The sequence below is a fragment of the Empedobacter sp. UBA5924 genome (assembly GCF_002431085.1).
Classification (GTDB): domain Bacteria; phylum Bacteroidota; class Bacteroidia; order Flavobacteriales; family Weeksellaceae; genus Empedobacter; species Empedobacter falsenii_B.
Genome location: NZ_DJDM01000034.1, coordinates 1 through 24,660, shown reverse-complemented (window position 1 = coordinate 24,660; position 24,660 = coordinate 1). Strand labels below are relative to the sequence as shown.

The 24,660-nt window shown below is 31.4% G+C and carries 29 protein-coding genes; 13 read left to right on the top strand and 16 right to left on the bottom strand.

The window, feature by feature from the left end; translation table 11 throughout:
* Window positions 1-74: 74 nt before the first annotated feature.
* Genes queG through B3792_RS09500 form a run of 5 tightly spaced genes read left to right on the top strand, consistent with a single transcriptional unit; the run spans window position 75 to window position 3,318 of the window.
* Window positions 75-1,022 (top strand): tRNA epoxyqueuosine(34) reductase QueG, encoded by a 948-nt coding sequence (gene queG / locus B3792_RS09520; RefSeq protein ID WP_221854355.1) that lies wholly within the window; start codon window positions 75-77, stop codon window positions 1,020-1,022.
* 60 nt (window positions 1,023-1,082) lie between these two features.
* On the top strand, window positions 1,083-1,763 hold the full coding sequence (locus B3792_RS09515) for a hypothetical protein (RefSeq protein ID WP_221854356.1): 681 nt from the start codon (window positions 1,083-1,085) through the stop codon (window positions 1,761-1,763).
* Window positions 1,764-1,809: 46 nt separating this feature from the next.
* A complete protein-coding gene (locus B3792_RS09510; RefSeq protein ID WP_291069474.1) occupies window positions 1,810-2,286 on the top strand; it encodes a hypothetical protein in 477 nt (158 codons plus the stop codon).
* The gene (locus B3792_RS09505) at window positions 2,276-2,770 is read left to right on the top strand and encodes a hypothetical protein (RefSeq protein WP_038332097.1); all 495 of its coding nucleotides are present in this window, start codon (window positions 2,276-2,278) and stop codon (window positions 2,768-2,770) included. The genes B3792_RS09510 and B3792_RS09505 overlap by 11 nt, the downstream gene beginning before the upstream one ends.
* Window positions 2,771-2,799: 29 nt before the next feature.
* Window positions 2,800-3,318, top strand: coding sequence for a hypothetical protein (locus B3792_RS09500; RefSeq protein ID WP_052217554.1), 519 nt, complete (start codon window positions 2,800-2,802; stop codon window positions 3,316-3,318).
* 52 nt (window positions 3,319-3,370) lie between these two features.
* On the opposite strand, the gene B3792_RS09495 is transcribed toward B3792_RS09500, so the two are convergent.
* Together B3792_RS09495 and B3792_RS09490 are read right to left on the bottom strand one after the other, a co-directional pair.
* A complete protein-coding gene (locus B3792_RS09495) occupies window positions 3,371-4,420 on the bottom strand; it encodes an endonuclease (RefSeq protein ID WP_291069472.1) in 1,050 nt (349 codons plus the stop codon).
* Window positions 4,421-4,501: 81 nt separating this feature from the next.
* Window positions 4,502-5,380 carry a helix-turn-helix domain-containing protein gene (locus tag B3792_RS09490; RefSeq protein ID WP_286478751.1) on the bottom strand — a complete coding sequence of 293 codons (879 nt, stop codon included), beginning with the start codon at window positions 5,378-5,380 and terminating at the stop codon, window positions 4,502-4,504.
* Window positions 5,381-5,576: 196 nt separating this feature from the next.
* On the opposite strand from B3792_RS09490, the gene hemA reads away from it, so the two are divergent.
* The 4 genes from hemA to hemE are packed head-to-tail and all read left to right on the top strand — an operon-like array spanning window position 5,577 to window position 9,450.
* A complete protein-coding gene (gene hemA / locus B3792_RS09485; protein ID WP_180904971.1) occupies window positions 5,577-6,824 on the top strand; it encodes a glutamyl-tRNA reductase in 1,248 nt (415 codons plus the stop codon).
* Window positions 6,825-6,831: 7 nt separating this feature from the next.
* Window positions 6,832-7,758, top strand: a complete 927-nt coding sequence (gene hemC, locus B3792_RS09480; protein ID WP_291069467.1) for a hydroxymethylbilane synthase — start codon at window positions 6,832-6,834, stop codon at window positions 7,756-7,758.
* Window positions 7,758-8,435 (top strand): uroporphyrinogen-III synthase, encoded by a 678-nt coding sequence (locus tag B3792_RS09475; RefSeq protein WP_280051037.1) that lies wholly within the window; start codon window positions 7,758-7,760, stop codon window positions 8,433-8,435. Before hemC ends, B3792_RS09475 begins: the two co-directional genes overlap by 1 nt.
* On the top strand, window positions 8,422-9,450 hold the full coding sequence (gene hemE, locus B3792_RS09470; protein WP_115001423.1) for a uroporphyrinogen decarboxylase: 1,029 nt from the start codon (window positions 8,422-8,424) through the stop codon (window positions 9,448-9,450). The genes B3792_RS09475 and hemE overlap by 14 nt, the downstream gene beginning before the upstream one ends.
* Window positions 9,451-9,493: 43 nt before the next feature.
* Here the strand turns inward: hemE and B3792_RS09465 are convergent, their stop codons facing one another.
* Window positions 9,494-10,162 carry a hypothetical protein gene (locus tag B3792_RS09465; RefSeq protein WP_115001420.1) on the bottom strand — a complete coding sequence of 223 codons (669 nt, stop codon included), beginning with the start codon at window positions 10,160-10,162 and terminating at the stop codon, window positions 9,494-9,496.
* A gap of 60 nt (window positions 10,163-10,222) precedes the next feature.
* Complete coding sequence (locus B3792_RS09460; protein ID WP_147280018.1) at window positions 10,223-10,507, bottom strand: hypothetical protein; 285 nt, start codon at window positions 10,505-10,507, stop codon at window positions 10,223-10,225.
* A gap of 386 nt (window positions 10,508-10,893) precedes the next feature.
* On the opposite strand from B3792_RS09460, the gene B3792_RS09455 reads away from it, so the two are divergent.
* Window positions 10,894-11,673 carry a superoxide dismutase gene (locus B3792_RS09455; protein WP_038334476.1) on the top strand — a complete coding sequence of 260 codons (780 nt, stop codon included), beginning with the start codon at window positions 10,894-10,896 and terminating at the stop codon, window positions 11,671-11,673.
* 70 nt (window positions 11,674-11,743) lie between these two features.
* Here B3792_RS09455 and B3792_RS09450 read toward each other — a convergent pair whose 3' ends face one another.
* From B3792_RS09450 to B3792_RS09405, 10 genes are all read right to left on the bottom strand, one after another.
* Complete coding sequence (locus B3792_RS09450) at window positions 11,744-12,067, bottom strand: T9SS type A sorting domain-containing protein (protein ID WP_115001418.1); 324 nt, start codon at window positions 12,065-12,067, stop codon at window positions 11,744-11,746.
* Between the two features lie 129 nt (window positions 12,068-12,196).
* Window positions 12,197-13,021, bottom strand: coding sequence for a translation elongation factor Ts (gene tsf, locus B3792_RS09445; RefSeq protein WP_038334478.1), 825 nt, complete (start codon window positions 13,019-13,021; stop codon window positions 12,197-12,199).
* Window positions 13,022-13,135: 114 nt separating this feature from the next.
* Window positions 13,136-13,882, bottom strand: coding sequence for a 30S ribosomal protein S2 (gene rpsB, locus B3792_RS09440; RefSeq protein ID WP_038334479.1), 747 nt, complete (start codon window positions 13,880-13,882; stop codon window positions 13,136-13,138).
* A gap of 124 nt (window positions 13,883-14,006) precedes the next feature.
* Window positions 14,007-14,393, bottom strand: coding sequence for a 30S ribosomal protein S9 (gene rpsI, locus B3792_RS09435; protein ID WP_038334481.1), 387 nt, complete (start codon window positions 14,391-14,393; stop codon window positions 14,007-14,009).
* Window positions 14,394-14,402: 9 nt separating this feature from the next.
* Window positions 14,403-14,858 (bottom strand): 50S ribosomal protein L13, encoded by a 456-nt coding sequence (rplM, locus tag B3792_RS09430; protein ID WP_038334665.1) that lies wholly within the window; start codon window positions 14,856-14,858, stop codon window positions 14,403-14,405.
* A 334-nt stretch (window positions 14,859-15,192) separates the two neighbouring features.
* Window positions 15,193-16,053, bottom strand: a complete 861-nt coding sequence (locus tag B3792_RS09425; RefSeq protein WP_125348772.1) for a fumarylacetoacetate hydrolase family protein — start codon at window positions 16,051-16,053, stop codon at window positions 15,193-15,195.
* Between the two features lie 123 nt (window positions 16,054-16,176).
* The gene (locus B3792_RS09420) at window positions 16,177-17,316 is read right to left on the bottom strand and encodes an acyl-CoA dehydrogenase family protein (RefSeq protein ID WP_115001412.1); all 1,140 of its coding nucleotides are present in this window, start codon (window positions 17,314-17,316) and stop codon (window positions 16,177-16,179) included.
* A gap of 52 nt (window positions 17,317-17,368) precedes the next feature.
* Complete coding sequence (locus B3792_RS09415) at window positions 17,369-18,169, bottom strand: porin family protein (protein ID WP_038334485.1); 801 nt, start codon at window positions 18,167-18,169, stop codon at window positions 17,369-17,371.
* 26 nt (window positions 18,170-18,195) lie between these two features.
* Window positions 18,196-18,936 (bottom strand): bifunctional demethylmenaquinone methyltransferase/2-methoxy-6-polyprenyl-1,4-benzoquinol methylase UbiE, encoded by a 741-nt coding sequence (ubiE, locus tag B3792_RS09410; RefSeq protein ID WP_038334486.1) that lies wholly within the window; start codon window positions 18,934-18,936, stop codon window positions 18,196-18,198.
* A 25-nt stretch (window positions 18,937-18,961) separates the two neighbouring features.
* On the bottom strand, window positions 18,962-19,525 hold the full coding sequence (locus tag B3792_RS09405; RefSeq protein WP_291069462.1) for a hypothetical protein: 564 nt from the start codon (window positions 19,523-19,525) through the stop codon (window positions 18,962-18,964).
* Between the two features lie 123 nt (window positions 19,526-19,648).
* Between B3792_RS09405 and B3792_RS09400 the strand changes: the two genes are divergently transcribed.
* Complete coding sequence (locus B3792_RS09400) at window positions 19,649-20,722, top strand: 3-oxoacyl-ACP synthase III family protein (RefSeq protein ID WP_180904964.1); 1,074 nt, start codon at window positions 19,649-19,651, stop codon at window positions 20,720-20,722.
* Window positions 20,723-20,744: 22 nt separating this feature from the next.
* A complete protein-coding gene (gene aroC, locus B3792_RS09395; protein ID WP_291069460.1) occupies window positions 20,745-21,803 on the top strand; it encodes a chorismate synthase in 1,059 nt (352 codons plus the stop codon).
* A 130-nt stretch (window positions 21,804-21,933) separates the two neighbouring features.
* Here the strand turns inward: aroC and B3792_RS09390 are convergent, their stop codons facing one another.
* Window positions 21,934-22,614, bottom strand: a complete 681-nt coding sequence (locus tag B3792_RS09390; protein ID WP_125348776.1) for a LytR/AlgR family response regulator transcription factor — start codon at window positions 22,612-22,614, stop codon at window positions 21,934-21,936.
* Entirely contained in the window at window positions 22,601-23,341 is a 741-nt protein-coding gene (locus B3792_RS09385) for a sensor histidine kinase (protein WP_185144074.1), read from the bottom strand. The genes B3792_RS09390 and B3792_RS09385 overlap by 14 nt, the downstream gene beginning before the upstream one ends.
* Before the next feature lie 469 nt (window positions 23,342-23,810).
* Here B3792_RS09385 and B3792_RS09380 point away from each other — a divergent pair, with 469 nt between their 5' ends.
* Window positions 23,811-24,635, top strand: a complete 825-nt coding sequence (locus tag B3792_RS09380; protein ID WP_291069458.1) for a DUF5694 domain-containing protein — start codon at window positions 23,811-23,813, stop codon at window positions 24,633-24,635.
* Window positions 24,636-24,660: the final 25 nt, after the last annotated feature.

Below are 24,660 nucleotides of genomic sequence, written 5' to 3'. Positions count from 1 at the left end.
AATGTTTCATTCAGAATGACAAAATTTAATTTCGTCGATATAATAATTATAAATTCATAATTACGAATTAACTAATGCTCCTTCAAACAGAAGAACATATCAAAATAAAATGGTCCCATCGAATCAAAGAAAAAGCTGAAGCATTGGGATTTATTTCGTGTGGTATTGCCAAAGCAGATTTTTTGGAAGAGGAAGCTCCACGTTTAGAGTCTTGGTTAAAGAATAATTATCATGGAGAAATGCAGTATATGGAAAATCATTTCGATATGCGACTGGATCCTCGAATTTTGGTCGAAGGAGCAAAATCTGTGATTTCGTTGGCGTATAATTATTACCAAGATTTAGATCGAAATCCTAATTCTTACAAAGTTGCGATGTATGCGCAAGGCGAAGATTATCATTTTGTCGTGAAGGAAAAAGTGCGCGAGTTGTTAGATTTTATTCAAGAAGAAATAGGGGAGGTGAGCGGAAGAGCTTTTACCGATTCAGCACCAATTCTGGAACATGCATGGGCGAAAAAAGCTGGAATTGGTTGGGTTGGAAAAAATTCGTTGACGTTATCTAAACAAAAAGGTTCGTTTTTCTTTTTATCCGAATTAATTATTGATTTGGATTTAGCCTATGATTCTCCAATCGAAACAGATCATTGTGGAAAATGTACGCGTTGTATTGATGCTTGCCCAACTGAGGCAATCTTACCCAATAAAACAGTGAACGGAAGTCAGTGTATTTCGTATTTTACAATTGAATTGAAAGATCAAATTCCGACCGAAATGAAAGGGAAATTTGATGATTGGATTTTTGGTTGTGATGTTTGTCAAGAAGTTTGTCCGTGGAATCGTTTTTCGTTGCAAACGAAAGAAACTCGTTTTGTTGGTAACGAAAAAATTAATCAATTCTCGAAGAAAGATTGGGAAGAAATTACAGAGGATGTTTTTCGAGAAATTTTTAAGAAATCGCCTGTAAAACGTACAAAATTTGATGGTTTGAAAAGAAATATTGATTTTGTAAAATCACTATAATTCGTGAAAATTTTTGGTTTAGATTTTGTTAGCTTTACTTCAAGAAAATCGAATCAAAAAATGAAAAAAAGTTTATTCATTCTTACTACTTTTTTAGTCTATTTTGTGCAAGCTCAATTTGGGATTGTGCAAGATAAAGATGGTTTTGCAAATGTGCGAGATGATAAAAATATTTCGTCTAAAATTGTTGCTAAAGTCAATTCAAATTCAATTTATCCAATTGATTCTGATGAAGAAAACTTGAAATGGTATTTAGTTGAATATCAACCTGAAAAAGCTGGTTATGTTTACTATGATCGAATCAAAAAGTTAGAAGATTTTGAAACTATTTCACCAACTTCAGTCAATGATTCTAAAATAGAATTTTCGGTTGCTGATTATACCATTCAGCTCGAAACGAAAGAATTTAATTCGAAAAAACATAAAATTTTCAAGGAAAGTGATTTTGTTTATGCGATTGATGAAAAAGATTTTTTTGGTTCGGATGGAATGATTCCTCAAACAGAATTCAAATCGTTTAAAATATCATTCAAAGGAAAAGAAATTATCATTCCAAAAGAATATTTTATCAATTTATATAATGCGAATTTATCAGCAACAAAACTTACTTACAATAAAGAGTTAAATCAATATTATTTGTTCGGTACATATAGCGATGGAGCTGGTGTTTATGATGCACTTTGGGTTTTGGATAATGGAAAAATTGTAAAACATATTGCTCAAATTAATGCTTATGCTTAGTCGATTTTTTTCAATTTTAGGGTGCTTCTTGCTATTCACTTCGATAATGTTTGCTCAAAAAGTAACGACTTCCAAATTTGGAGATATTTCGTACGAAATGAAGCAAAAACAAGTTGCAGCTTTAACACCAAATCAATTAGCTCTTTATGATGTAAATAATGCAGAAATGCCTGAACAGGACATTGAGTTGAATGGAATTAAATATCATATTTCGTACTATAAAAATTTGAAAACAAAACAATTTGAAGTCTATACGGTTTCGTCTGTCAGCTCTAAACTCTCGACTTTATCAGGAATAAAAATTGGAAGTTCGTTGGATGATTTATGGAAAGCATACAAAAAATATGATATTTCGGTGCAAGATATTTTTGAAGATGATGAGACAAAATCGGTTAGAGCTTTTTCAATAAATGATCCTGATAATGGATGTACATTAAATTTTTATTTGAAAAATAATAAAGTCGTAAAAATGGTTTTGTCGAATGAATCGGGATATTTAAACAATAATATTTATGAGGATTAAAATAACTTTATTAGGATTTTTCTTGCTTTCGGTTGTTGGATTTGGTCAGATTTCTACAACACGAATGAATGAACTGAAAATTGGTATGCGTCCGTTCGAAGTGTTGAAATTGTTAGGTGAAGAAATTGCTGCAATTGTTGATGAAGGAGAAACGAATGTCACCCTAAAAGGGATTGATTATACAATCGAAATAAGAAGTGGTTATTTGAGTAAAACAGAAAATGACACCTATTTAAGTTCTATTTCTACAACAAGTAAAAATATCAAAACTTTGTCTGGAATTGGAATTGGTAGTACGTTGGAGGATTTGTGGAAAGCTTATTCGTCAAAATATAATGTGTTTTTGGATAAATCGAATAATAATAACAGAGAATTTAGAATTGATGATAGAGAAAATGGTGTTATATTGACTTTTTCTTTGAAAAATGAAATTGTAACAACAATAAGATTGAGTTCTTATAACCCAGAAGAATGTACACTTTAAAATAATGATTAAAACCTAAATACATAAAAATGAAAAAAATATTTTTTATAGCTGCTTTTGTAGCTGGAATAGCTTTGCAAGCGCAAGTTTCTACAACTCGTATTAATGACGTAAAACTTGGAATGAAATTGTCTGAATTAGAAAAATTAACTGGACAAAAATTCAAAATAAAATTGAATGAATATGGTTATCCTGATGGTGATGTAACAATTGTCTCTAAAGGAGTAACATATAAAGTTGGATTGACAACAAATGGTGAGGAGACAGCAGGTTCTTCTACTTTAACTGTATATAGTGTAAAGTCTTCGGATTCTAGTCTTAAAACATTATCTGGAATTAAAATTGGCTCATCTTTGGATGAGTTAATTAATAAATATAAAAATCTGAATATTTCTATTTTCGATGGTTATGATGATAAAACGGATAAAAGAACAAAAGCTTTTCGTTATTTTAATGTTGAAGATTATGATAATGGATCGATTCTACAATTTTATTTAGTGAATGATAAAGTAGTTTCTTTCGATGTAATGTATAATGAAGGTTGTTAAAATGAATAAACAAAAAATTCCAACTCTTAGAGTTGGAATTTTTTGTTTAAAATTATTTTTTAATCACTTTTTTTGTGACGATGTTTCCATCTTTTAGGTGAATAGATAAAATATACATTCCAGCTGGATAATTTTTCAAATTAACTTCCGAACCTAATTCAATTCCAAGTAAACGACCGTTAAAATCATATAAATTCACATAATCAAAATTCTTAGCATTAATCTTTACTTTGTCTGTTGTTGGATTAGGAAAAACTTCTACAAGCGTTTGTTGATAATTGTAATCGTTCGCAGATAATTCAGCCCATGTATTTTCAGCTTTATCTCCGCCCCAAATTAACGTTGCTAAATACGGATTATCAATAAATGGATTTCGACTTCCTTGCGTTTCGGCAATAATTTCGTTTCGCACTTTCTCGAATTCAGATACTTTATCCTGTACATTCCATTTCAAAAACATATCAGGCATTCTATCTTCTTTGTTTGTCGTGGTATTGTTATACGCAACCAATTGAGGATCGGTTTCTAACCCATAATGTACATACATATACATAATAATTCGCGCCACATCTCCCGTCCATTCATCACCAGGATAAAAACCTCCATTGATCAATTTAGCTTGTCCTGTCACATCCTGCGCCCATTTTTCACGATAAGCATTGTTACCTCTTGTCGAATTTAATTGTCTATCAACTGCACGTAAATTGTGCGCATCAGTGCCTATACCAGGAATTTGCTCATTCATTTTTGGACTTGCCAATGATTTCGGAAAAACGTGTTCGCGTTCCCAAGTACCGGGAGCCGAAGAACCCGTATTTCTATTGTTGACATCGCGTGTGCGCTGTTCAGCATAAACAGTAGAATTATCAGTAAAACCATAAATCAATAAAACTCTGTCTTTAGAACCAATCTCTAAATCTGATTTCATTAAAATATTCCAAACTCCAGGCGTATAGCTAACTGCATGATGCGTAGCATTGATTAAATCGCGTAATTCTTCCTTTATCGTTTTTCCATTTTGTTTAAAATCAATCCCTTCATAATAGTCGGGTTGTTGCGCAAAAGCGGCAAAAGGAAATAAAAGAAGTAAAAATTTTTGCATAACTATTTATAAATATTTAACAAAAGTAAGTATTTATAAGTAGTTAATAAATGATATTAAGATTAACAATTATTAAAGTTTTTACTGAAATTGTTTAATGTATTGTTTAGGTGTCAAGCCGTATTTTTTCTTAAATGCTGATATAAAATGAGATGGATTTTCGTAACCAATTTCAAACGAGATATCTTTTACCATTTGTTGATTTTCTTCTAATTTATGCAACGCATATTCCAGTTTTTTATCCAATAAATAACCATAAACAGTTGTTCCATAAAGTTCTTTGAAACCTTCTTTCAGATGATATTCCGAGATCGAAAATTTTTCGCAAAGTTGTTTGATGGTTGGAGGATTTTTAAAATCAGCTAATAAATAATCTTTGATTTCTTTGATTCGTTTTCCTTCATTTTCATCATTCAAGAAAGGACAATGCTCAGTTTGATTTTCGATTTCAGAAAAATAAAGCGTGAACAATTCGTACATTTTTCCAATCAAAAATAAATTTTGAAATTGTGGAGAAAGTTTCATTTGTTCAATCTGATTCAAAACTAATTTTATCGCTGGCCCAATTTCGCGTTCAATATAAAATTTCTCTTGCGTCATGCTCGAAATCAAATTATTCTGAATTTGATATTCTGCAAACAATTGATGTAATTTCTGAATAGACAAAACCACAATATAAACCTTACTTTCTGCATTTATATTTAACGATAATGGAATGTCTAATGTTGGATAATAAAACAAAAAACTTTTTCCTTCGTTCAAATTGATTTTATAAATACCATTATTAAAATTAAATGTCAACGAACCTTTTGTACAAAAATAGAATTGTATATAACGCTTGTCAATTCCTTTTAGAATCGTGTCTGTAGAAGCTGTAAAGTTGTCTATTTGAGCGATAAATACGTCTGTTGACAATTTATACTCGTTAATTTTACTTTTATGGGTATTTTTTAAATCCATTTCGAATGATGAGGTTTGTCATATAAAAAACGTGATAATTGTCAACTTCGCTCTTTATAATGGTTTACATACAAATATAAACCTTTAATTTATAATTATTCTAAAAAAGCAAACTTTAATTTTTAGCGTTATTTTTTCTTTTTAAAGTTATTTTTCGAAGACTTTTGAAACTACTTTTGTATCAGTATTTGAAGAAATGGCAATTAGAGGTAATAAAACGGAAGAAAATTTTTACGTAATCGGAATCAGTTATGAAAAAGCTGACGCCATTACACGAGGTAAATTTACTTTTTTCCCGGAACAAGTTGAAATGTTTACACAAGATTCTAAAACGAATGGTTTAGAAAACTTTTTTATTGTATCAACTTGTAATCGTACTGAATTTTATGGTTTTGCAGAAAACGAAGATCAAATCGTTGAGCAATATTGTAAATACACAGAAGGTAATGCAGATGAATTCCGTCAATTTATGATGGTAAAAGAAGGAGAAGAAGCGATTACACATTTATTCCGTGTTTCGTCGGGATTAGAAAGTCAGATTTTAGGTGATTTTGATATCATCGGACAAATCAAAATTTGGTTTTCCCGTTTCAAAAAACAAGGCGCATCAAATGCTTTTTTAGAGCGTTTGGTAAATACTGCGATCCAAATTAGTAAAAAAGTAAAGAACGAAACTTTCTTAAGTAACGGTTCTGCTTCGGTTGCATATTCGGCAGTTAATTTTATTCAAGCAACGCAAGGAAACTTGGTCGACAAAAATATTTTGTTGTACGGAATTGGTAAAATTGGTCGTAATACATGCGCTAATTTGGTCAAACATTATCCAAATACAAACATTACGTTAATCAATCGTACAAAAGAAAAGGCAGAAGTTCTTGGATTGAAATATGATATTACCGTAAAAGATCACAGCGAATTAAAAGAAGAATTACAAAAAACAGATATTCTAATTGTTGCAACGGGAGCAAGTAATTACACGATTACAGAAGAAATGATTCCGTTCGATAAGGAAATGACGATTATTGATATGTCAGTTCCAGAAAATGTAATTCATACATTGGCTGCTCGCGAATCTATTCAATTGGTAAATGTGGACGGATTATCTAAAATGGTAGATGATACGATTGCGCAACGTCGCAATGCAATTCCAGAAGCTTTGGCAATTATAGAGGAGCATTCTACAGAGTTTTACGAATGGTTAGAAACCAGAGAATTGGTTCCAGCTATTCAATCTTTCAAAGATAGATTAGACTTTTTTCAGAGTTTTGCTTTAAATAATTTGAAAAAAGATAATGTAAACATTGACGAAAATGAAACGATTTTAACTGAAAAAGTAATTCAGAAAATTACAAATCAGTTTGCTTCTTATTTGATTGAAAATAAAGAAAATGCAGACGAAACAATTCAGTTAATCGAAAAAATGTTTCATTTAAAACAAGCTTAATACAATCATGAAAATAATAAAAATTGGTACACGTCAAAGTCCGTTAGCACTTTGGCAAGCCAATAAAGTTGCTTCTATTCTTGAGGCAAAAGGTCATCCAACAGAAATCGTTCCGATTACTTCTGAAGGTGATGCAAATCTAAAACAACCCATTTATTCATTAGGTTTAACAGGTGTTTTTACGCGTTCATTGGACATTGCTTTGTTGAATGATCAAGTAGATATTGCGGTTCATTCGTTGAAAGATGTTCCAACTGTTTTACCAGAAACATTAGAGTTGATTGCGTATCCAGAACGTGCAAGTTCTGCGGATATTTTGGTGTACAAATCGGAAGATATTTTCGAGAAAGAACACCGAATTATTGCAACAGGATCTTTGCGTCGTAAAGCATTTTGGAATCATAAATATCCAAATGATACGATTGTAGATTTACGTGGAAATGTGCAATTACGTCTGAAAAAATTGCAAGATAATGCAGATTGGGACGGAGCTGTATTTGCTTTTGCAGGTTTGGATCGTTCAGATATTTTAGATGAATTGGCTGAAAAAGGTCTTCATTATAAAGTGATTGATTGGATGATTGCTGCGCCATCACAAGGAATTTTGGGAATTGTTGCCAAAGAAGGTTTGGATTTGAGTGATATTAATGATGCTCAATGTGAACTTTTTGCTACGGTAGAACGTCAATTCTTGAATGTTTTAGAAGGAGGTTGTACAGCGCCAATTGGTGCGTTAGTTGAAAAAATTGATGAAGAAAATTACTCGTTCAAAGGAGCAATTTTATCAATTGATGGACAAGAGATGATTTCAATCGAAAGACAATTCAAAGCAGATGAATATTTGACGAAAGGTCGTGAGTTTGCTGAAGAATGTATTGCGCAAGGTGCAGCAAAAATGATTGAAGAAATTAAAAAAGAAATCGGAACGAAATAGTGCGAACGAAAGTTTTATTCACGAAGTTTATTTCTCCTGAATTGCTTGAAAAAGAATTTGGAACTGATGTTGAGGTGGTTTGTAAACCAACTTTACAAATTGAATTGACTTCGAAAAATGAAATTTCTGCACAGGTTGATGAATCCGTTCATCAATTTATCGTGACGAGTCAAAATACAGTAAATGCCATTCAAGGATTGGAATTGAATGGTCATTTTTTTGTTGTTGGAAAAAAAACGGCAGAAAAACTAAAAGCACAAAACAGAGAAGTTGTGTTGGTTGAAGATTATGCAGAAGATTTAGCTCCGAAATTGATTTCAGGAAATTATTCTCCGAAATGGAATTTTTTATGCGGTTCTTCGCGCCGAGATTTGTTGGTAAATGAATTGTCAAAAGCAAATCACAAAGTCAATCAAATTATGACATATCAATCAGAACAAATTGTTTATCAATTAAATGAAACTTTTGATGCGTATGCTTTTTTTAGTCCGTTGTCATTCAAAGCGTTTCATCAACAAAATGAAATTTCAGAAAGTTCGCGTATTTTTACAATCGGAAATACAACAACCTCTGCGATACAAGAAGTTTATCCAAATTATGAAATTATAACTGCGCAAACACCTTTGGTGGAAGTGGTTATCGAAAATATAAAAAAATACATCAATGATAAAAAATGATTTGCTTTTAAAAGCATTGAGAGGTGAGGAGGTAGAGCGTCCGCCAGTGTGGATGATGCGTCAAGCAGGACGTTATTTACCAGAATTTATCGAATTGAGAGATAAATATGATTTCTTTACACGTTGTCAAACGCCAGAATTAGCGGCTGAAATTACAGTTCAACCAATTCGTCGTTTTCCGTTGGATGCAGCCATTATCTTTTCGGATATTTTGGTTGTACCACAAGCAATGGGAATGAATTTCGAGATGAAACCTGGTGTTGGTCCGTGGTTAGAGAATCGTATTCGTACAGCTCAAGATGTAGAAAAAGTTTATATTCCTGATGTTGAAGAAGAGTTAGGTTACGTTTATGCAGCGATGGATATCACAAAGAAAGAATTGGATAATAATATTCCGTTGATTGGTTTTGCAGGATCGCCTTGGACATTGTTGTGTTATGCAGTGGAAGGTCGTGGTTCTAAATCTTTTGATCAAGCGAAAGGTTTCTGTTTCCAAAATCCAGTTGCAGCGCACCAATTGTTAGAGAAAATCACTCAAACTACGATTCAATATTTGTTGAAAAAAGTGGAACATGGTGCAAATGTGATTCAGATTTTTGATTCTTGGGGTGGAATGTTATCTCCAAAAGATTATGACGAATTTTCTTGGAAATACATCGAGCAAATTGTGAACGAAGTTTCTAAAGTAGTTCCTGTAACAGTTTTTGCAAAAGGTTGTTGGTTTGCTTTAGAGAAAATGGCAGATTCTAAAGCTTCTGCTTTGGGTGTTGATTGGACAATTACGCCACAATTAGCGCGTGAGTTTACAGGTTTCAAAAAGACGTTACAAGGTAACTTTGATCCTTCTCGCTTGTTATCTCCACCAGAAACTATTCAGCAAATGGTAAAAGAAATGATTGACGATTTTGGTCCGTATAAATATATTGCCAATTTAGGTCACGGAATTTTACCAAATATTCCAGTAGAAAATGCACAAGCTTTTATAGAAGCTGTCGTAAATTATAAGAGAGATTAAGAAACTCGATATAACAAGAAAACCTTCCGTAATGGAAGGTTTTTTATTGAATATATAATTTAAATTTTACGATATTATTTAGATCTTTTGTATAATAAGCGATCCAATAATAATTATTCTCTTTACTTAAAATTCTATATTGATATATTTCTCCTTTTCTACTAAATGATTTTTTCATTGAATTATTGCTTTCTAAAAACTCTAGATTAAAATCATTATTTTTTATCCAATATAATTTTAGTTTAGAAAAAGATTCATCAATAAAATATTCAATCCAATTATTATCTTCAATTTTTACAATTGTTTTATTTCCTTCGTAGTCAAAATAATATAATTCAGAAGCTGACTTTACTAAATTATAATCTTTATCATTGATTGTTGATTTAGGCAAATTTTCTAAAGTAATCCAGTTTTCATTATTTTTTTCAGAGAATTTCTTTATTATATCAGTGTATTCTTTACATTTTTTTTGAAATCTATAAAAAATAGCTTCTTCTTCAGCTTGAATTTCATCTTTTGAAAAATCTTTAAAATATTTAATTAAACTAACATCTTGATTAACTAAATTAATTCTATCTAAATCATTAAGATTTTTATTTTCGGAAAGGATATTACAAAGATTATGAATTAGTATATCTCTTTTTTCATCAATATTTTGTGAAAAAGAAATTGAACAAATTATAAATAGAATATAAGTTAGGTAATATTTCATTTTTGGTTTTTTATAATTAATAAAATAAGAATAATTAAAATATCTGAAATAAAATAGTGTTTATTTTGCAAAATTTTTTGAGAGTTTATCGCTGAAAATAATTCCAATAAATGAAAGTAGAATAATAATTGAACTCGAAATTAAATCAGAAGTTAGTCCATCTTGAAAAGAATCTTTTACACTAAAATACTTAATTGTTGTATTGATAAAAATAGGTAATTGAAAAATCAATAAAATAATCGAAACGATTATTATTGAAATCTGCGCATATTTTTGAATAGGAATTGTAAGATTTTCAATTCTTGTATCTTCAAAATATTTTTCGATTCTAAGAAATCTAATCATAATTTCTGTTTTATAAATGAAAGTATAATAAATCAAAAACAGTACAATGAATAGAATTATAAGCGTGATGTAAGGAAATAAAACGATATTTTGACTTTTTATTTCTTCAGGAAATATTACATCAAAGTTCATTAACAGATTGATTTGCTCGGGAAAAAATGTTATAAAAGTTTCTATAATAAAGAAAAAACCAATCAATTTGATTATGATTGCAAATAGATTTTTAATCGTCATTTTGTTTCGTGTTAATTATTATAAATGTAATAAAAATACATTCTAATCTCCATTTTAACAGAAAATTAAAAGAAATCAATTTTATATTCGATAGTTTTAGTATATTTTAGTAGAAATATTAATATCATAAGTAAACTACATAAAAGAATAAGATGAAAAAGGGTATATTTTTGATGTCAGTTTTGGGTGTTCTTTTCTTTGTTCAGTCATGCGAAACGAAGAAAGAAAATGCTGACTCAACAACTAAAGAAGTTGTAAAACAAGATACAGTGCAAGCTGCTGCAGAGCCTGTTGGAAATCCTACAGATGTTAAAGCTGACCCAGGAACTTTCCAAATTAAACCTTTAAAATATGGTTACGATGAATTGAACGAATACATTGATGCAAAAACAATGGAAGTTCATTTCTCTAAACATTATTTAGGATACATCAACAAATTGAATACAGCGCTAAAAGAAGCAAATATCAAATCGAATGATATTGTAGACATTTTGAAAAAAATGGATATGAATAATGCTGCTTTACGCAACAATGCTGGTGGATATTACAATCACATGCTATATTTCGATATTATGTCTCCAACGCCGCAGAAAGCGCCTACAGGAGATCTTAAAGCGAAGATTGATGCAACATTTGGTTCTACAGAAGAATTGATGAAGCAATTGGACGAAGCAGGTTCTAAACGTTTTGGTTCTGGTTGGGCTTGGTTGGTTGTGAAAGCGGACGGAAGTTTGGCGGTTACAACTACAGCAAATCAAGATAATCCATTGATGCCAGGAGCAGAGGTTGCAGGAACGCCAATTTTAGGAATTGATGTTTGGGAACATGCTTATTATTTAAAATACCAAAATAAACGCGATGATTATTTGAAAGCGTTTAACAATGTTTTGGATTGGAAACAAGTTGAAGATAATTACAAGAAAGCGAAATAAACTTTCGGGTAACGATATAAAAAAAGCTTCTCAAATTTTTGAGAAGCTTTTTTGTTTTATATGAATAATCTTAATTCTTAATTAACGATTGTGTTTCTGTTGTTCCATCTTCATTAAAAACGCGAACAATGTATTTTCCTTTTTTCAAACTTTGTACGTTAAAGTTTGCTTTCTGGCTTCCGTCTAATTTTTTATTCATCACTTCATTTCCAATAATCGAGTATATAGATACCGAACTTGCTTTCGATGGATTATCAAATTTTATTGTAAACGTAGAACTCGCAGGATTTGGATAAATGCTAACAGAGCCTTTGTCCTGATCAAATCTCGACTGAGCTGATGCAGATGTTATGGTGAATAAAAATATAGTTATAAATAGTATAAAGTGTTTCATATGCTTGTAATCCTAACAAATATAAAAATAAATAATTATAAAACAAACATTTCAAAATATATACCAAACAAAAAAGTGATGCTAAATTTTAGCATCACTTTAAGATATATAATAAAAATTATAAACTTATTATAAGCTGTAACGGATAAATCCAGTTACTTTCAAGTCAGCGTTAACAGCTTTAACGACATCTTGAACAGAAGTTTTTCCGTCTTTGATTGACGCTTGGTGAACTAATGTATTCTCTTTGAAGAATTTTTGTAATTTACCTTGAGCGATGTTTTCAATCATGTTTTCTGGTTTACCTTCTGCAACTAAAGTTTCTCTAGCGATAGATAATTCAGTGTCAATTACAGATTGAGCAACAGAAGTTTCATCTAATGCTACTGGGTTCATAGCAGCAACTTGCATAGCAACGTCACGAGCTACTTCAGAAGCACCTTCTACGTTAGCAGATAAAGAAACTACAGCACCAATTTTGTTACCAGCGTGGATGTAAGAATTAACGATAGCACCTTCGATAGCTTGGAAAGTTCCAATTTCGATTTTTTCTCCAATAACACCTGTTTGCTCAGTTAATTTTTCACCAACTGTAATTCCTGCGAATGGTAAAGCTAATAATTCTTCTTTAGAGTTAACTGTTAAAGCTAAATCAGCGATTTCGTTAGCCATAGCAACGAAAGCTTCATTTTTAGCAACGAAGTCAGTCTCACAGTTCAAAGCGATAACGATACCTTTAGTTTGGTCAGCGTTAACTTTAGCGATAACTGCACCTTCTGTAGAATCACGGTCAGCTCTTTTAGCAGCTACTTTTTGTCCTTGTTTACGTAAAACTTCTACAGCTTTATCGAAATCTCCACCAGCTTCTTCTAAAGCTTTTTTAGAATCCATCATTCCCGCACCAGTTGCGTTTCTTAATTTACTTACCTCAGCGGCTGTTGCTTTGTAGCTCATAGTAATATTTTTATTTTGTTTCTTAATATTTTAAATAAAAGTAGCTCGTACACCACAAAGTGGTGTAGGAGCTACAAGGTATATTATATCGATGAATTGATCATCAAGTTAATGTTAAGCTTCTTTTGTTTCAGCTCCTTCTTCTTTACCTTCTTTTGCTTTTTCTTTTTCTGCTTTACGTGTAGATAAACCAGCTTTGATAGAATCAGCTACTGTAGATAAGATGATATCGATAGATTTAGAAGCATCATCATTTGCAGGGATTGGGAAATCTACTTGACGAGGGTCAGTATTTGTATCAACCATTGCAAAGATTGGAATACCCAATTTTTGAGCTTCTGCTACAGCGATGTGCTCACGTACGATATCTACAATAAATACTGCAGATGGTAAACGTGTCATATCAGCGATAGAACCTAAGTTTTTCTCTAAAGATGCTCTTTGACGATCAACTTGTAATCTTTCTTTTTTAGATAGTGTTTCAAACGTACCGTCTTTTTTCATACGATCGATTGAATTCATTTTTTTAACTGCTTTACGGATAGTAACAAAGTTAGTTAACATCCCACCAGGCCAACGTTCTGTAATATAAGGCATGTTGATTTCTTCAGCATGCTTAGCTACAACATCTTTTGCTTGTTTTTTAGTTGCAACAAAAAGAACTTTACGTCCAGATGCAGCAATTTTTCCTAAAGCTTCAGATGCTTCATCTAATTTCACTGCAGTTTTGTGAAGATCGATGATGTGGATTCCGTTTTTCTCCATAAAAATATAAGGAGCCATAGCCGGATTCCATTTTCTTGTTAAGTGACCAAAGTGCACACCAGCACCTAATAAGTCCTTTACATTTACTTTTGCCATTTTCTTTTTTTTAGTTTACGTTCCGTTATCTCAACAAGCAACAAACAAGTGGTCGAAAAATTCTAGCCTTATTTGTTTAGATGCTAAACCAACGGAAAATGGATTTTTTAATGAATTGAATAAATTAACGTTTAGAGAATTGGAATTTCTTACGCGCTTTCTTTTGACCGAATTTTTTACGTTCAACCATACGTGGGTCACGTGTTAATAACCCTTCTGGTTTTAATTGTAAACGAAAATCTGCGTCAACTTCACATAAAGCTCTAGAAATAGCTAAACGAATTGCTTCAGCTTGACCAGTGATTCCACCACCAAATACTTTGATATCTACATTGTATTTCTCTTTTGTACCAGTGATTAAAAATGGTTGTTCTACTTTGTATTGTAATACTGCTGTAGGGAAGTAGATTGCTAACTCGCGCCCGTTAATGAAGATTTCTCCATTACCTTCTTGTAAGTATACACGAGCAACAGATGTTTTTCTACGTCCGATTTTATGAACTATTGCCATGGAATTAGATTATAAATATTCGTTAATATCGATTTGTTTTGGTTGTTGAGCTTCGTGATTGTGCTCAGTACCAACAAATACATGTAAATTAGTCAATAATTTACTACCTAATTTATTTTTAGGTAACATTCCTTTTACTGACTTTTCGATTAAGCGTACAGGATCTTTTGCAAAAACTTCTTTCGCAGTTAATGATCTTTGTCCACCTGGGTAACCTGTGTGACGGATGTATAATTTGTCATCCCATTTGTTACCTGTTAATTGAATTTTGTCAGCGTTTAAAACAATTACATAATCTCCACAATCTGCATGAGGAGTGAAGTTTGTTTTGTGCTTACCTCTGATAAGCTTCGCAACACCTGACGCTAAACGACCTAATGATAAGTCAGAAGCGTCCACAACTACCCATTCTTTCTGAGCAGTTTCTTTGTTGGCTGATGAAGTTTTGTAACTTAACGTGTCCACTATCTTGATTTTTAATATTTTATAAATTACCGACAATCCGATCGGGGTGCAAATGTACAAAATGATTCTGTTTTCCCAAAAGATTTTAGGAATTATTCGTCATTTTGATGGATTTGTACCATTTAGATGGTTGTCAAAACGTTTGCAAAATTACGTTAATTAATTGAATATCCAATATTTTTTTCGAATTAGACGTTCTATTTAATCGATTGATTGTATGAAAAAGAATTCGTTTTATTGTTTAATCAATTAAGTATGACGCTAAACAAAATTTAAAAACCGTGCAATTCAAAATTTAAATTGCACGGTTTTTTTTATTGTAAGATATCTTATTTTAACCTCTTGAGAAAGGTAAAATAGTTTGAGTTGTAGAACCTAAACCTTCAATTCCATATTCGATAACATCTCCTGGTTTTAGCCAAACTTGAGGTGTTTTTCCCATTCCTGATCCTGCAGGTGAACCTGTAGAAATAATATCTCCAGGTAAGAAAGACATAAATTGAGATAGGTAAGAAATTAATTTAGGAATACGGTAAATAAAATCACTTGTATTACCATCTTGCATTAATTCTCCGTTTAATTTTAACCAAACACGTAAATTATTTACATCCTCGATTTCGTCTTTTGTTGCAATAAAAGGTCCAACAGGTGCAAATGTATCACATCCTTTTCCTTTGTCCCAAGTTCCTCCACGTTCTGTTTGGAAAGCACGCTCAGAAATATCATTAATTAAGGCATAACCATATACGTGATTCATTGCCTCTTCTTCCGTTACATTATTTGCTTTTTCACCAATAATAATACAAAGTTCTGTTTCCCAGTCCATTTTTGTAGAACCATTTGGTTGCATAATTCCGTCTTCTGGTCCGTTAAACGATTGATTAGCTTTGATAAACATAATCGGTTCTGCTTGTTGTTGTAAACCTGTTTCTTTTACGTGATCATCAAAGTTAAGACCTACACAAACAATTTTTCCTGGGCGAGTTAAAGGTGTACCAATACGTACATCATCTTCAACTAATGGCAAGCTGTTAATGTTAAGCTCGATATATTTTTGTAAAGTTTCTTGTTTTTCTGTATTTCCAAAAAAATCATCATCATAAATAATTCCTGATGCTGAAACATCGAATTTTTTCTCATCGATGATTACACCTGATTTCTCCTGACCTTTTGGTCCGAATCTAAAAATTTTCATCTTCTTTATATTTTTTCCGCCACAAATATACGACGTATTGTTTTTTGATTAAATAAATAAAAAAAGACATCTGTCATTAACAGATGTCTTATAAAGATAAAAAATAATTATATTTATTTAAAATTATTTAGCAATTCCTCTCGAAATTACAATTTTTTGAATTTCTGATGTTCCTTCGTAAATCTGAGTAATTTTTGCATCGCGCATCATACGTTCTACATGATACTCGCGAACATAACCATTTCCTCCATGAATTTGAACGGCTTCCGAAGCAACTTCGTTCGCTGTTTTAGAAGCAAATAGTTTTGCCATTGCACCAGAAATAGAAATATCTTTTCCTTCGTCTTTCTCAACCGCAGCTTTAAAACATAACATACGAGCAGCTGTAATATTAGTTGCCATATCTGCTAATTTGAATGCAACAGCTTGGTGATTGATGATTTCTGTTTTGAATGCTTTACGAATTTTTGCATAATCTAACGCTAATTCATAAGCACCTTGTGCAATTCCTAAAGCTTGAGAAGCGATACCAATACGTCCTCCGTTTAAGACATTCATTGCGAAAGCAAATCCAAATCCGTCTTCACCAATACGGTTTTCTTTTGGCACTTTAACATCATTAAAGAATAATGAATGTGTGTCAGAACCACGGATTCCCATTTTTTGTTCTTTTGGTCCAATTTCGAAGCCTGCCCATCCTTTTTCTACGATGAAAGCATTGATTCCTTTGTGACCTTTTTCTGGATCAGTTTGAGCGATTACTAAATAAGTAGAAGCTGTTCCACCATTCGTAATCCAGTTTTTTGTACCATTTAATAAATAGTGATCTCCCATATCTACCGCAGTAGTTTTTTGAGAAGTTGCATCAGAACCAGCGTCTGGCTCAGATAAACAAAATGCTCCAATCACTTGACCAGAAGCTAATGGTACTAAATATTTTTGTTTTTGATCTTCGTTACAATATTTTTCCATACCAGCACAAACCAAAGAGTTGTTAACTGACATGACAACAGCAGCAGAAGCATCAACTTTAGCTATTTCTTCCATTGCAATGACATAAGAAACACTATCTAAACCAGATCCTCCGTATTTTGGGTCAACCATCATACCTAAGAATCCAAGTTCTCCCATTTTTTTTACTGCATCAGTTGGGAAAGTAGATGTTTCGTCGCGTTCGATAACTCCTGGTAATAATTCGGCTTTAGCGAAATCACGAGCAGCTTCTTGAATCATTAATTGTTCTTCCGATAATTGAAAATTCATGTGATTATATTATTTATGGTTTTTATTATTTTATGATTATGACTTTAAATTTTTATTCAAATTTTAGAGAAAAAACAAATGCTCTGGTTGATAATGAATTCAAACTTCCTGTCCAATAAGGATCTGTAGAAGGTTTATCAGGAACAATTTCATTATTAAAGAAGAACATACCTTTTAGGGCTGGTGTAAGTTTAAATCGTTTGAAATAAATTTCAACACCAATTTCTGCTTGCCAGTTAAAGTTATTCGTTGTTGTTCTGAAAACTCCAGTAGCGTTATCGTCTTCTTTATTTTCGTTCGATTGTAAATTCATTAGATAACCCAAACCTCCTTGAATATATGGACGTGTATTGAACCAACGATCTCCGTGAAAGTTAAGTAACAATGGGATTTCGATATAAGTAGATTTTACTTCGCGTTTTACATTAGAATCTTCTAAATCTCCTTCGTAAGTACCAGTTGATGTTCCAGCTAAAGGGGCGTTACGAAAATGTAAAATACGTTGTGCAAAATGCAATCCTGGTTCAGACTTTAAGTCGATGTAATCATTCACACGCATTTTAGCGATTAATCCAACAGAGAAACCAGCTTTACTTTCTTGATCTAAATAAACTAAACCGTGTTCATTTACTCCATCATCTTCTGGAATTTGAGGAGCTCCAGGGACAGGGTTAGTTTGTGCTTTAGGAACAATCTTGTAACTCATCATATTAGTTCCCAAGAAATATCCAAAACTAAATTTTTTCTGATCAGTTTCAGTTCTGTTTTCGCTTCTGTCATTATTAGGGCGAAACTGCGCATTTGCAATGCTAGCAACAGTTAACGATAATGCGATGATTAGATTTTTTCTCATAGACTTTCAACGAATAACAAGCAAATTTATTTTATACTTTTATAAATGCTTGCAATACCAAAAGTAAGTTTTTTATCAATAGGTTGTGTAAATTTTACACTTTTCAGAATGTTTTTCATTTCTTCTCCATGTGGAAAAGCACGAACTGAATCTGGTAAATAGGTATAAGCACTTTGATCTTTCGAAACCATTTTACCAATTGCAGGTAAAATATTTTTAGAATAAAATGTGTACAACTGTTTCATTGGAAAAGCTGTAGGATAAGAAAATTCTAAAATAACGAAAGTTCCTCCAGGTCTTAAAACACGATTAATTTCTGCTAAACCTTTCTCTAAGTTTTCAAAATTACGAACACCAAAAGAAACGGTCACACAGTCAAAAGTGTTATCAGGAAAAGGTAAATTTTCCGAATCACCTTGCACCATTTCGATACGATTTTCTAATCCAGCTTCTTTTACTTTTTTGCGACCAACTTCCAACATTCCGTTAGATAAGTCTAATCCAGTAATTTTTGCATCGGTATTTTTACCCATCATAATCGCTAAATCTCCTGTTCCAGTCGCGATATCTAAAATCGTTTTTGGTTGAGAAGCTTTTACCATTTTGATAACATCTTTTCGCCATTGAATGTCGATTCCCATTGATAAAACACGGTTTAATAAATCGTATTTTGGCGAAATATTATCGAACATTTGCTCGACTTGTTTCTTTTTATTTAGATCTGATGCTTCGTAAGGAGTTACTGCATCGTGTTGATGATTTGCCATTTTGTAAAGTTATAAAATCTAAATCTTATTCGTAATTCTCGAAATAAAATTGTTTAAAATCTTCTTTGTTAAATATTTTCGATAAATCAGTTGCTTTCTCGCTTCCACTACTTTTTATGAACATTTTAGGATAATCTTGATCGATGTTATAGTAAAAGTTTTCGATGTATAATTGAGAAGATTTTTCGATAATTCCGTGATAAACCTTGTTATCTATTGCAATATTGTTTGATAAAAAGATAGAATCTTTGTTTTTTCTAACACCATAAGGTCGTGTAAATGTATAATATTCTTGATGCGTTGGATTTATAAAACCATTTGCTCTTGTAATATCTACAACTGTATCTACATTTTTGTTATTAAAACTATAAACGATATGCGCTTTTCCTTTTTTCAGGTCTACTCTTGCGTTTTGTTGCGGTGCAATTGTAAAATCTTTATCGTTAATTTTGATTGTCAAGGTTTTGTTTGATGGATTGTCAATCACATACCCATCTTTTTTGCTCAAAAAAGTGTTATAAATAACAACGATCAAAGCAGCTAATCCACAGACGATTAAAAGACCAATTAATGAAGGATTTTTTTTCATGCTGCTAAATTAATTATACTTTATTAATTTCGGCATGAGTTATTACATATTTTTCATTACTATTTTAATGAAATGTGTAACTTTGTCGCTATTATTTTTTTATTAAAATTGAACAATATTAATATGATAAACTCTGTAATTACAGGTTCTGGACACTATTTACCAAATAGAATTGTTACGAACGAAGATTTTGTTAACCACGAATTTTATGACGAAAGTGGAAATCGTTTGGATAAAACTGGTGAAGAAATTACGCGTAAATTTGAGGAAATTACAGAAATCAGAGAAAGAAGATATGTAGAAGATGATTTATTAAATTCTGATATCGCAACTTTTGCAGCTAAAAAAGCAATTGAAGAATCTGGCGTTAATCCAGAAGAATTAGATTATATAATCGTTGGGCATAACTTTGGAGATATTGATCCTGTTGGTCATCAAATTGATATTATGCCGTCTATTTCGGCAAAAGTAAAACATAATTTAGGAATCAAAAACCTAAAATGTAAACCTTATGATATGACATTTGGTTGTCCAGGTTGGATAGAATCATTGATTTTAGGACATCAATTTATTCAAGCAAATATTGCAAAGAAAGTTTTGGTAATCGGTTCTGATACGTTATCTCGTGCTGTAGATCCACATGATCGTTCTGCGATGATTTTTGCAGATGGAGCAGGAGCAGTGGTTTTAGAAGCAAAAGAAGCTGACTATAAATATGGAATCATCAATCATGAAACTTTAAGTTATACAGGTGATGAATTGGCTTATTTGACAAATGGACGTTCTGCTAATCCAGATTATAAAGGTTCAATCAAAACAATTAATATGAAAGGCCGTAAAGTTTACGAATTCGTATTAAAAAATGTTCCACCAGCAATTAAAGAATTGTTAGATGAAACAAATTTATCAATTACTGATATTGATAAAATTTTATTGCACCAAGCAAATGCAAAAATGGATCATGCGATGATAGAGCGTTTATACAAATTATATGGTGTAGCTGTTCCAGAAAAAATTGATCCAATGACTGTTCAATTCTTAGGAAATACATCTGTAGCAACGGTTCCTACAATGTTTGATTTAATCAAAAAAGGAGAATTAGCTCCTCATCAATTTCACGCAAATGATACAATTATTTTAGCTTCTGTTGGAGCTACAATGAATGTTAATGCGGTGATTTATCAATTCGAAAAATAAAAACAAAAACTCATATACTATTGTGAATACATTCGGAAGATTATTTAAAATTTCAACTTTTGGCGAAAGTCATGGTGTAGCGATTGGAGGTGTAATTGATGGCGTTCCAAGTGGAATCGAATTAGATTTTGATTGGATACAAGCGCAATTAGATCGTCGTAAACCAGGACAATCTGCAATTGTGACACAACGAAAAGAACCAGATACAGTACAATTTCTTTCAGGTATTTTTGAAGGAAAAACAACAGGTGCTTCTATCGGGTTTATTATTCCGAATGATAATCAAAAATCTCACGATTACGATCATATAAAAGACGTTTTTCGTCCTTCTCATGCCGATTTTACATACGAAACCAAATATGGTGTTCGCGATCATAGAGGTGGAGGAAGAACTTCTGCGCGAGAAACGGCTAATTGGGTTGTTGGTGGTGCTGTTGCAAAACATGTGATTCCAAATATCAATATTACAGCTTATGTAAGCGGAGTAGGTGAGTTGAAGTTGGATAATGATTATTCTACATTAGATTTTTCTAAAATTGAAGAAACGGCAGTTCGTTGTCCAGATCTAGAAATGGCAGAAAAAATGATTAATCATATCAAAGAAATTCGCAAAGAAGGTGATACAATTGGAGGTGAAGTAACTTGTGTTATTCAAAATGTGCCAGTTGGTTTAGGTGAACCAATTTTTGATAAATTGCATGCACGTTTAGGACAGGCGATGATGTCGATAAATGCCGTAAAAGGTTTTGAATACGGCGAAGGTTTTGCTTCTACATCGATGAAAGGTTCAGAAATGAATGATCAATTCAACCAAGATGGAACAACAAGAACCAATTATTCTGGAGGAATACAAGGTGGAGTTTCAAATGGAATGGATATTTATTTTAAAGTTGCTTTCAAGCCAGTTGCGACATTAATGCAAGAACAAACAACGTTGAATGCAGATGGCAAAATGGTAGAAATGCATGGAAAAGGTCGTCACGATCCTTGTGTTGTTCCAAGAGCCGTTCCTATTGTAGAAAGTTTAGCTGCGATGGTTTTGGCTGATATGTTGCTGATACAACGAACAAGAAATATATAAACAAAAAACTCCAACCTTTAAAGTTGGAGTTTTTTGTTATTGTCATTCTGAATGCAGTGTTTACGAAATGAAGAATCTGAGATTTTTCGACAAGCTCGAAAAGACAAGTATTTTTTGTTCTTAATAATTCTTAACCAAAATCCTTCATTTCTTTTCGATAAGTTTCTCCAATTGGTAAAATTTTCTGATTGAGATAAACAGAATTTCCATCAATAGAAGTTAAAAAATCAAGATTGATGATATACGAACGATGAATTCTTTTGAAATGATTTGGTAATTTTTCTTCGAAAGACTTCATGGTTTCTAAGACTAATATTTTTTCAGTTTTGGTATGAATTCGAATATAATCTTTCAAACCTTCAATGTAAATTAAATCTGAAAAATTAATTTTTACTTGCTTTCCATTTGCTTTTACAAACAAATAAGTCGACTGATTTTTAGTTGATGTCGTTTGAAAAAAATCAACATATTTTTTTATAGAGGCATCAAAACGTTCTTTCGTAATAGGTTTCAATAAATAATCAACCACATGAAAATTAAAACTTTCTAAAGCATAATCTTGATAAGCTGTTGTGACAATGAATTTCTGAGAATGATCAAGGATTTTCATCAACTGAATTCCAGTCAATTCGGGCATTTGAATATCTGTGAAAATAAGATCAACTTTATTATTTTTGAGAAAATCAATTGCTTCAAAAACTTCAGTTGTTGCAAGTGAAACAATTAAATTTTCATTTTCAGAAGCATGTTTTTTCAATAATTCAACAGCTAAAGGTTCATCGTCTAAAATAATACACTTAATTTTCGTCATTTAATGGAATTTTTAAGTAAATATGAAAGGTTTCATAATCGTTTTTAATTTCGAAAGTATAATTATTTCCGAAATAATAATTCAATCTTTTTTTCAAATTCGTTAATCCAATTCCTGAAGTTTCATCTTTTTGATGTTGATTAATTTTATTTGAAACGGAAATCTCAAGGTATTCAGAATTAGTTTTTAAATTGATTTTAATTGGATGATTAATGTCTTTTACAACACCATGTTTTATTGCATTTTCGATTAAAGGCGAAATAATATATGGATGAATTAATTTTTTAGAATTCTCAATCAAAAATTCTTTTTCGACATAAAATTTTTCTCCATAACGAATCTGCTCCAAATCTAAATATTGATTGATGTAATCAATTTCTCGTTCAATTTCAATTTTATCTTTATTGGTTTCGTAGGTTGTAAAACGCATAATTGCACTCAAATTTTCGATTGCTTTTAACGAATGAGGAGAATTTACACTCACCAAACTATAAATATTATTGAGTGTATTAAACAAAAAATGAGGATTAATTTGAGATTTGAGAAAATTAATTTCAGCTTCTTTTTTCTCTTTTTCAATGATGTTATTTTGTTTTAGTGTATGGATTGAATGGAATGTCATCCATAAAAAAAGTGACGAAAAAACGATAAAAGAACCATAATGTAAATTGTCGTAAATGTAAAAACTAATTGTTGTTCCTTCAAAATAATTGACTTTATGGAACAAAAAATCTGTAATAATTTGCTCAATAAAATAACGAACAATAATGAATGTTGTAAAGGAACATACTATAGAGAATAATATCGATTTCCAATTTATTTTTTTAAGAAAATAGGGGGCAATAAAAAAATAGATAATAAAAATTGTAATTAACTGAACAATATACATTGTTGATGCAAATAATGTAATTGATTTAAAAAATGAATTTCCGTTAGTTAGATTAACTAATCCAATTGTTATGTAATCAAACAGAATGTAAATAACCCAAAAACCTAAAAGTATAAATACGCTTTTTTGATTTGAGAAACTTAAATTTTTTTTATCACTCTCCATTGTTTTTGTTTTTTGTAAAATTAGATTCTTTTCTAGATAAAAGTGAAGTGATTCGTCGATAAATCAAATGGGTTAGTCGATAAATAGAAGTCAATTTTTTCAGAATCACAGAAATTTGAATCATAATTAAAAATTAATTCAAATGAAAAACTTATTTATCACAATCATTACCGTTTTAGGTTCTGTTAATTTATCTGCTCAGGCAAAATATAATTTTCAAACAAAATTTGATGATGCGATTCCAGTTCTTAATGTTGGGACTTTTCACATGGGATATACTCCAGATGCAAGTACGACTGAATTTGATGAGAATAACCAAGATAATGTTCGTCAAATACATGAAATAGCAAAGCAGATTGCGGCTTTTAAACCTACAATTATTTTAGTTGAACAAAATCCTTCTCGCAATAAAGTGTTGAATAAACTTTTTCAAGATTATTTACTTAATCCTAAAATGAAGTTTGAAAATCCAAACGAAGTTGAGTTATTGGCTTATGAAGTTGGGAGACTAAGCGGATCGAAGAAAATTTACGGAATTAATTATCAAGAAGATTATCTTTATATGCTTGGTGATTTGTTGAAAGAGCAAGATGATTCGATTACATTCAAAAGATACATTGAAATGTTCCGAAATAATGAATCGAAAAATGGAGTAACAAAAAAAGATGTAAAATTAAAAGAGTTATTGCAGTACTATAATCAACCAGAATTTTTAGATTTTTCTGTTGCAGTTAATGCGGATATGTTAACGACGGTTTCATACAAAAAATATCCAGTAGGAGCAGAGCAAGCGGCGAAATATTATCATAGAAATTTAGCTATGTTCTCAAATATGAACAATGTGCCGATTACAAAAGACGATCGTATTTTTGTATTAATGGGTGCTACGCATACGGCTTTCTTCAAAGATTTCTTACGACGTTCGCCAAAGTTTAAAGAAGTAAATACGTTAGATTATCTAAAATAAAAGCATAAAAAAACCTCGCAATTGC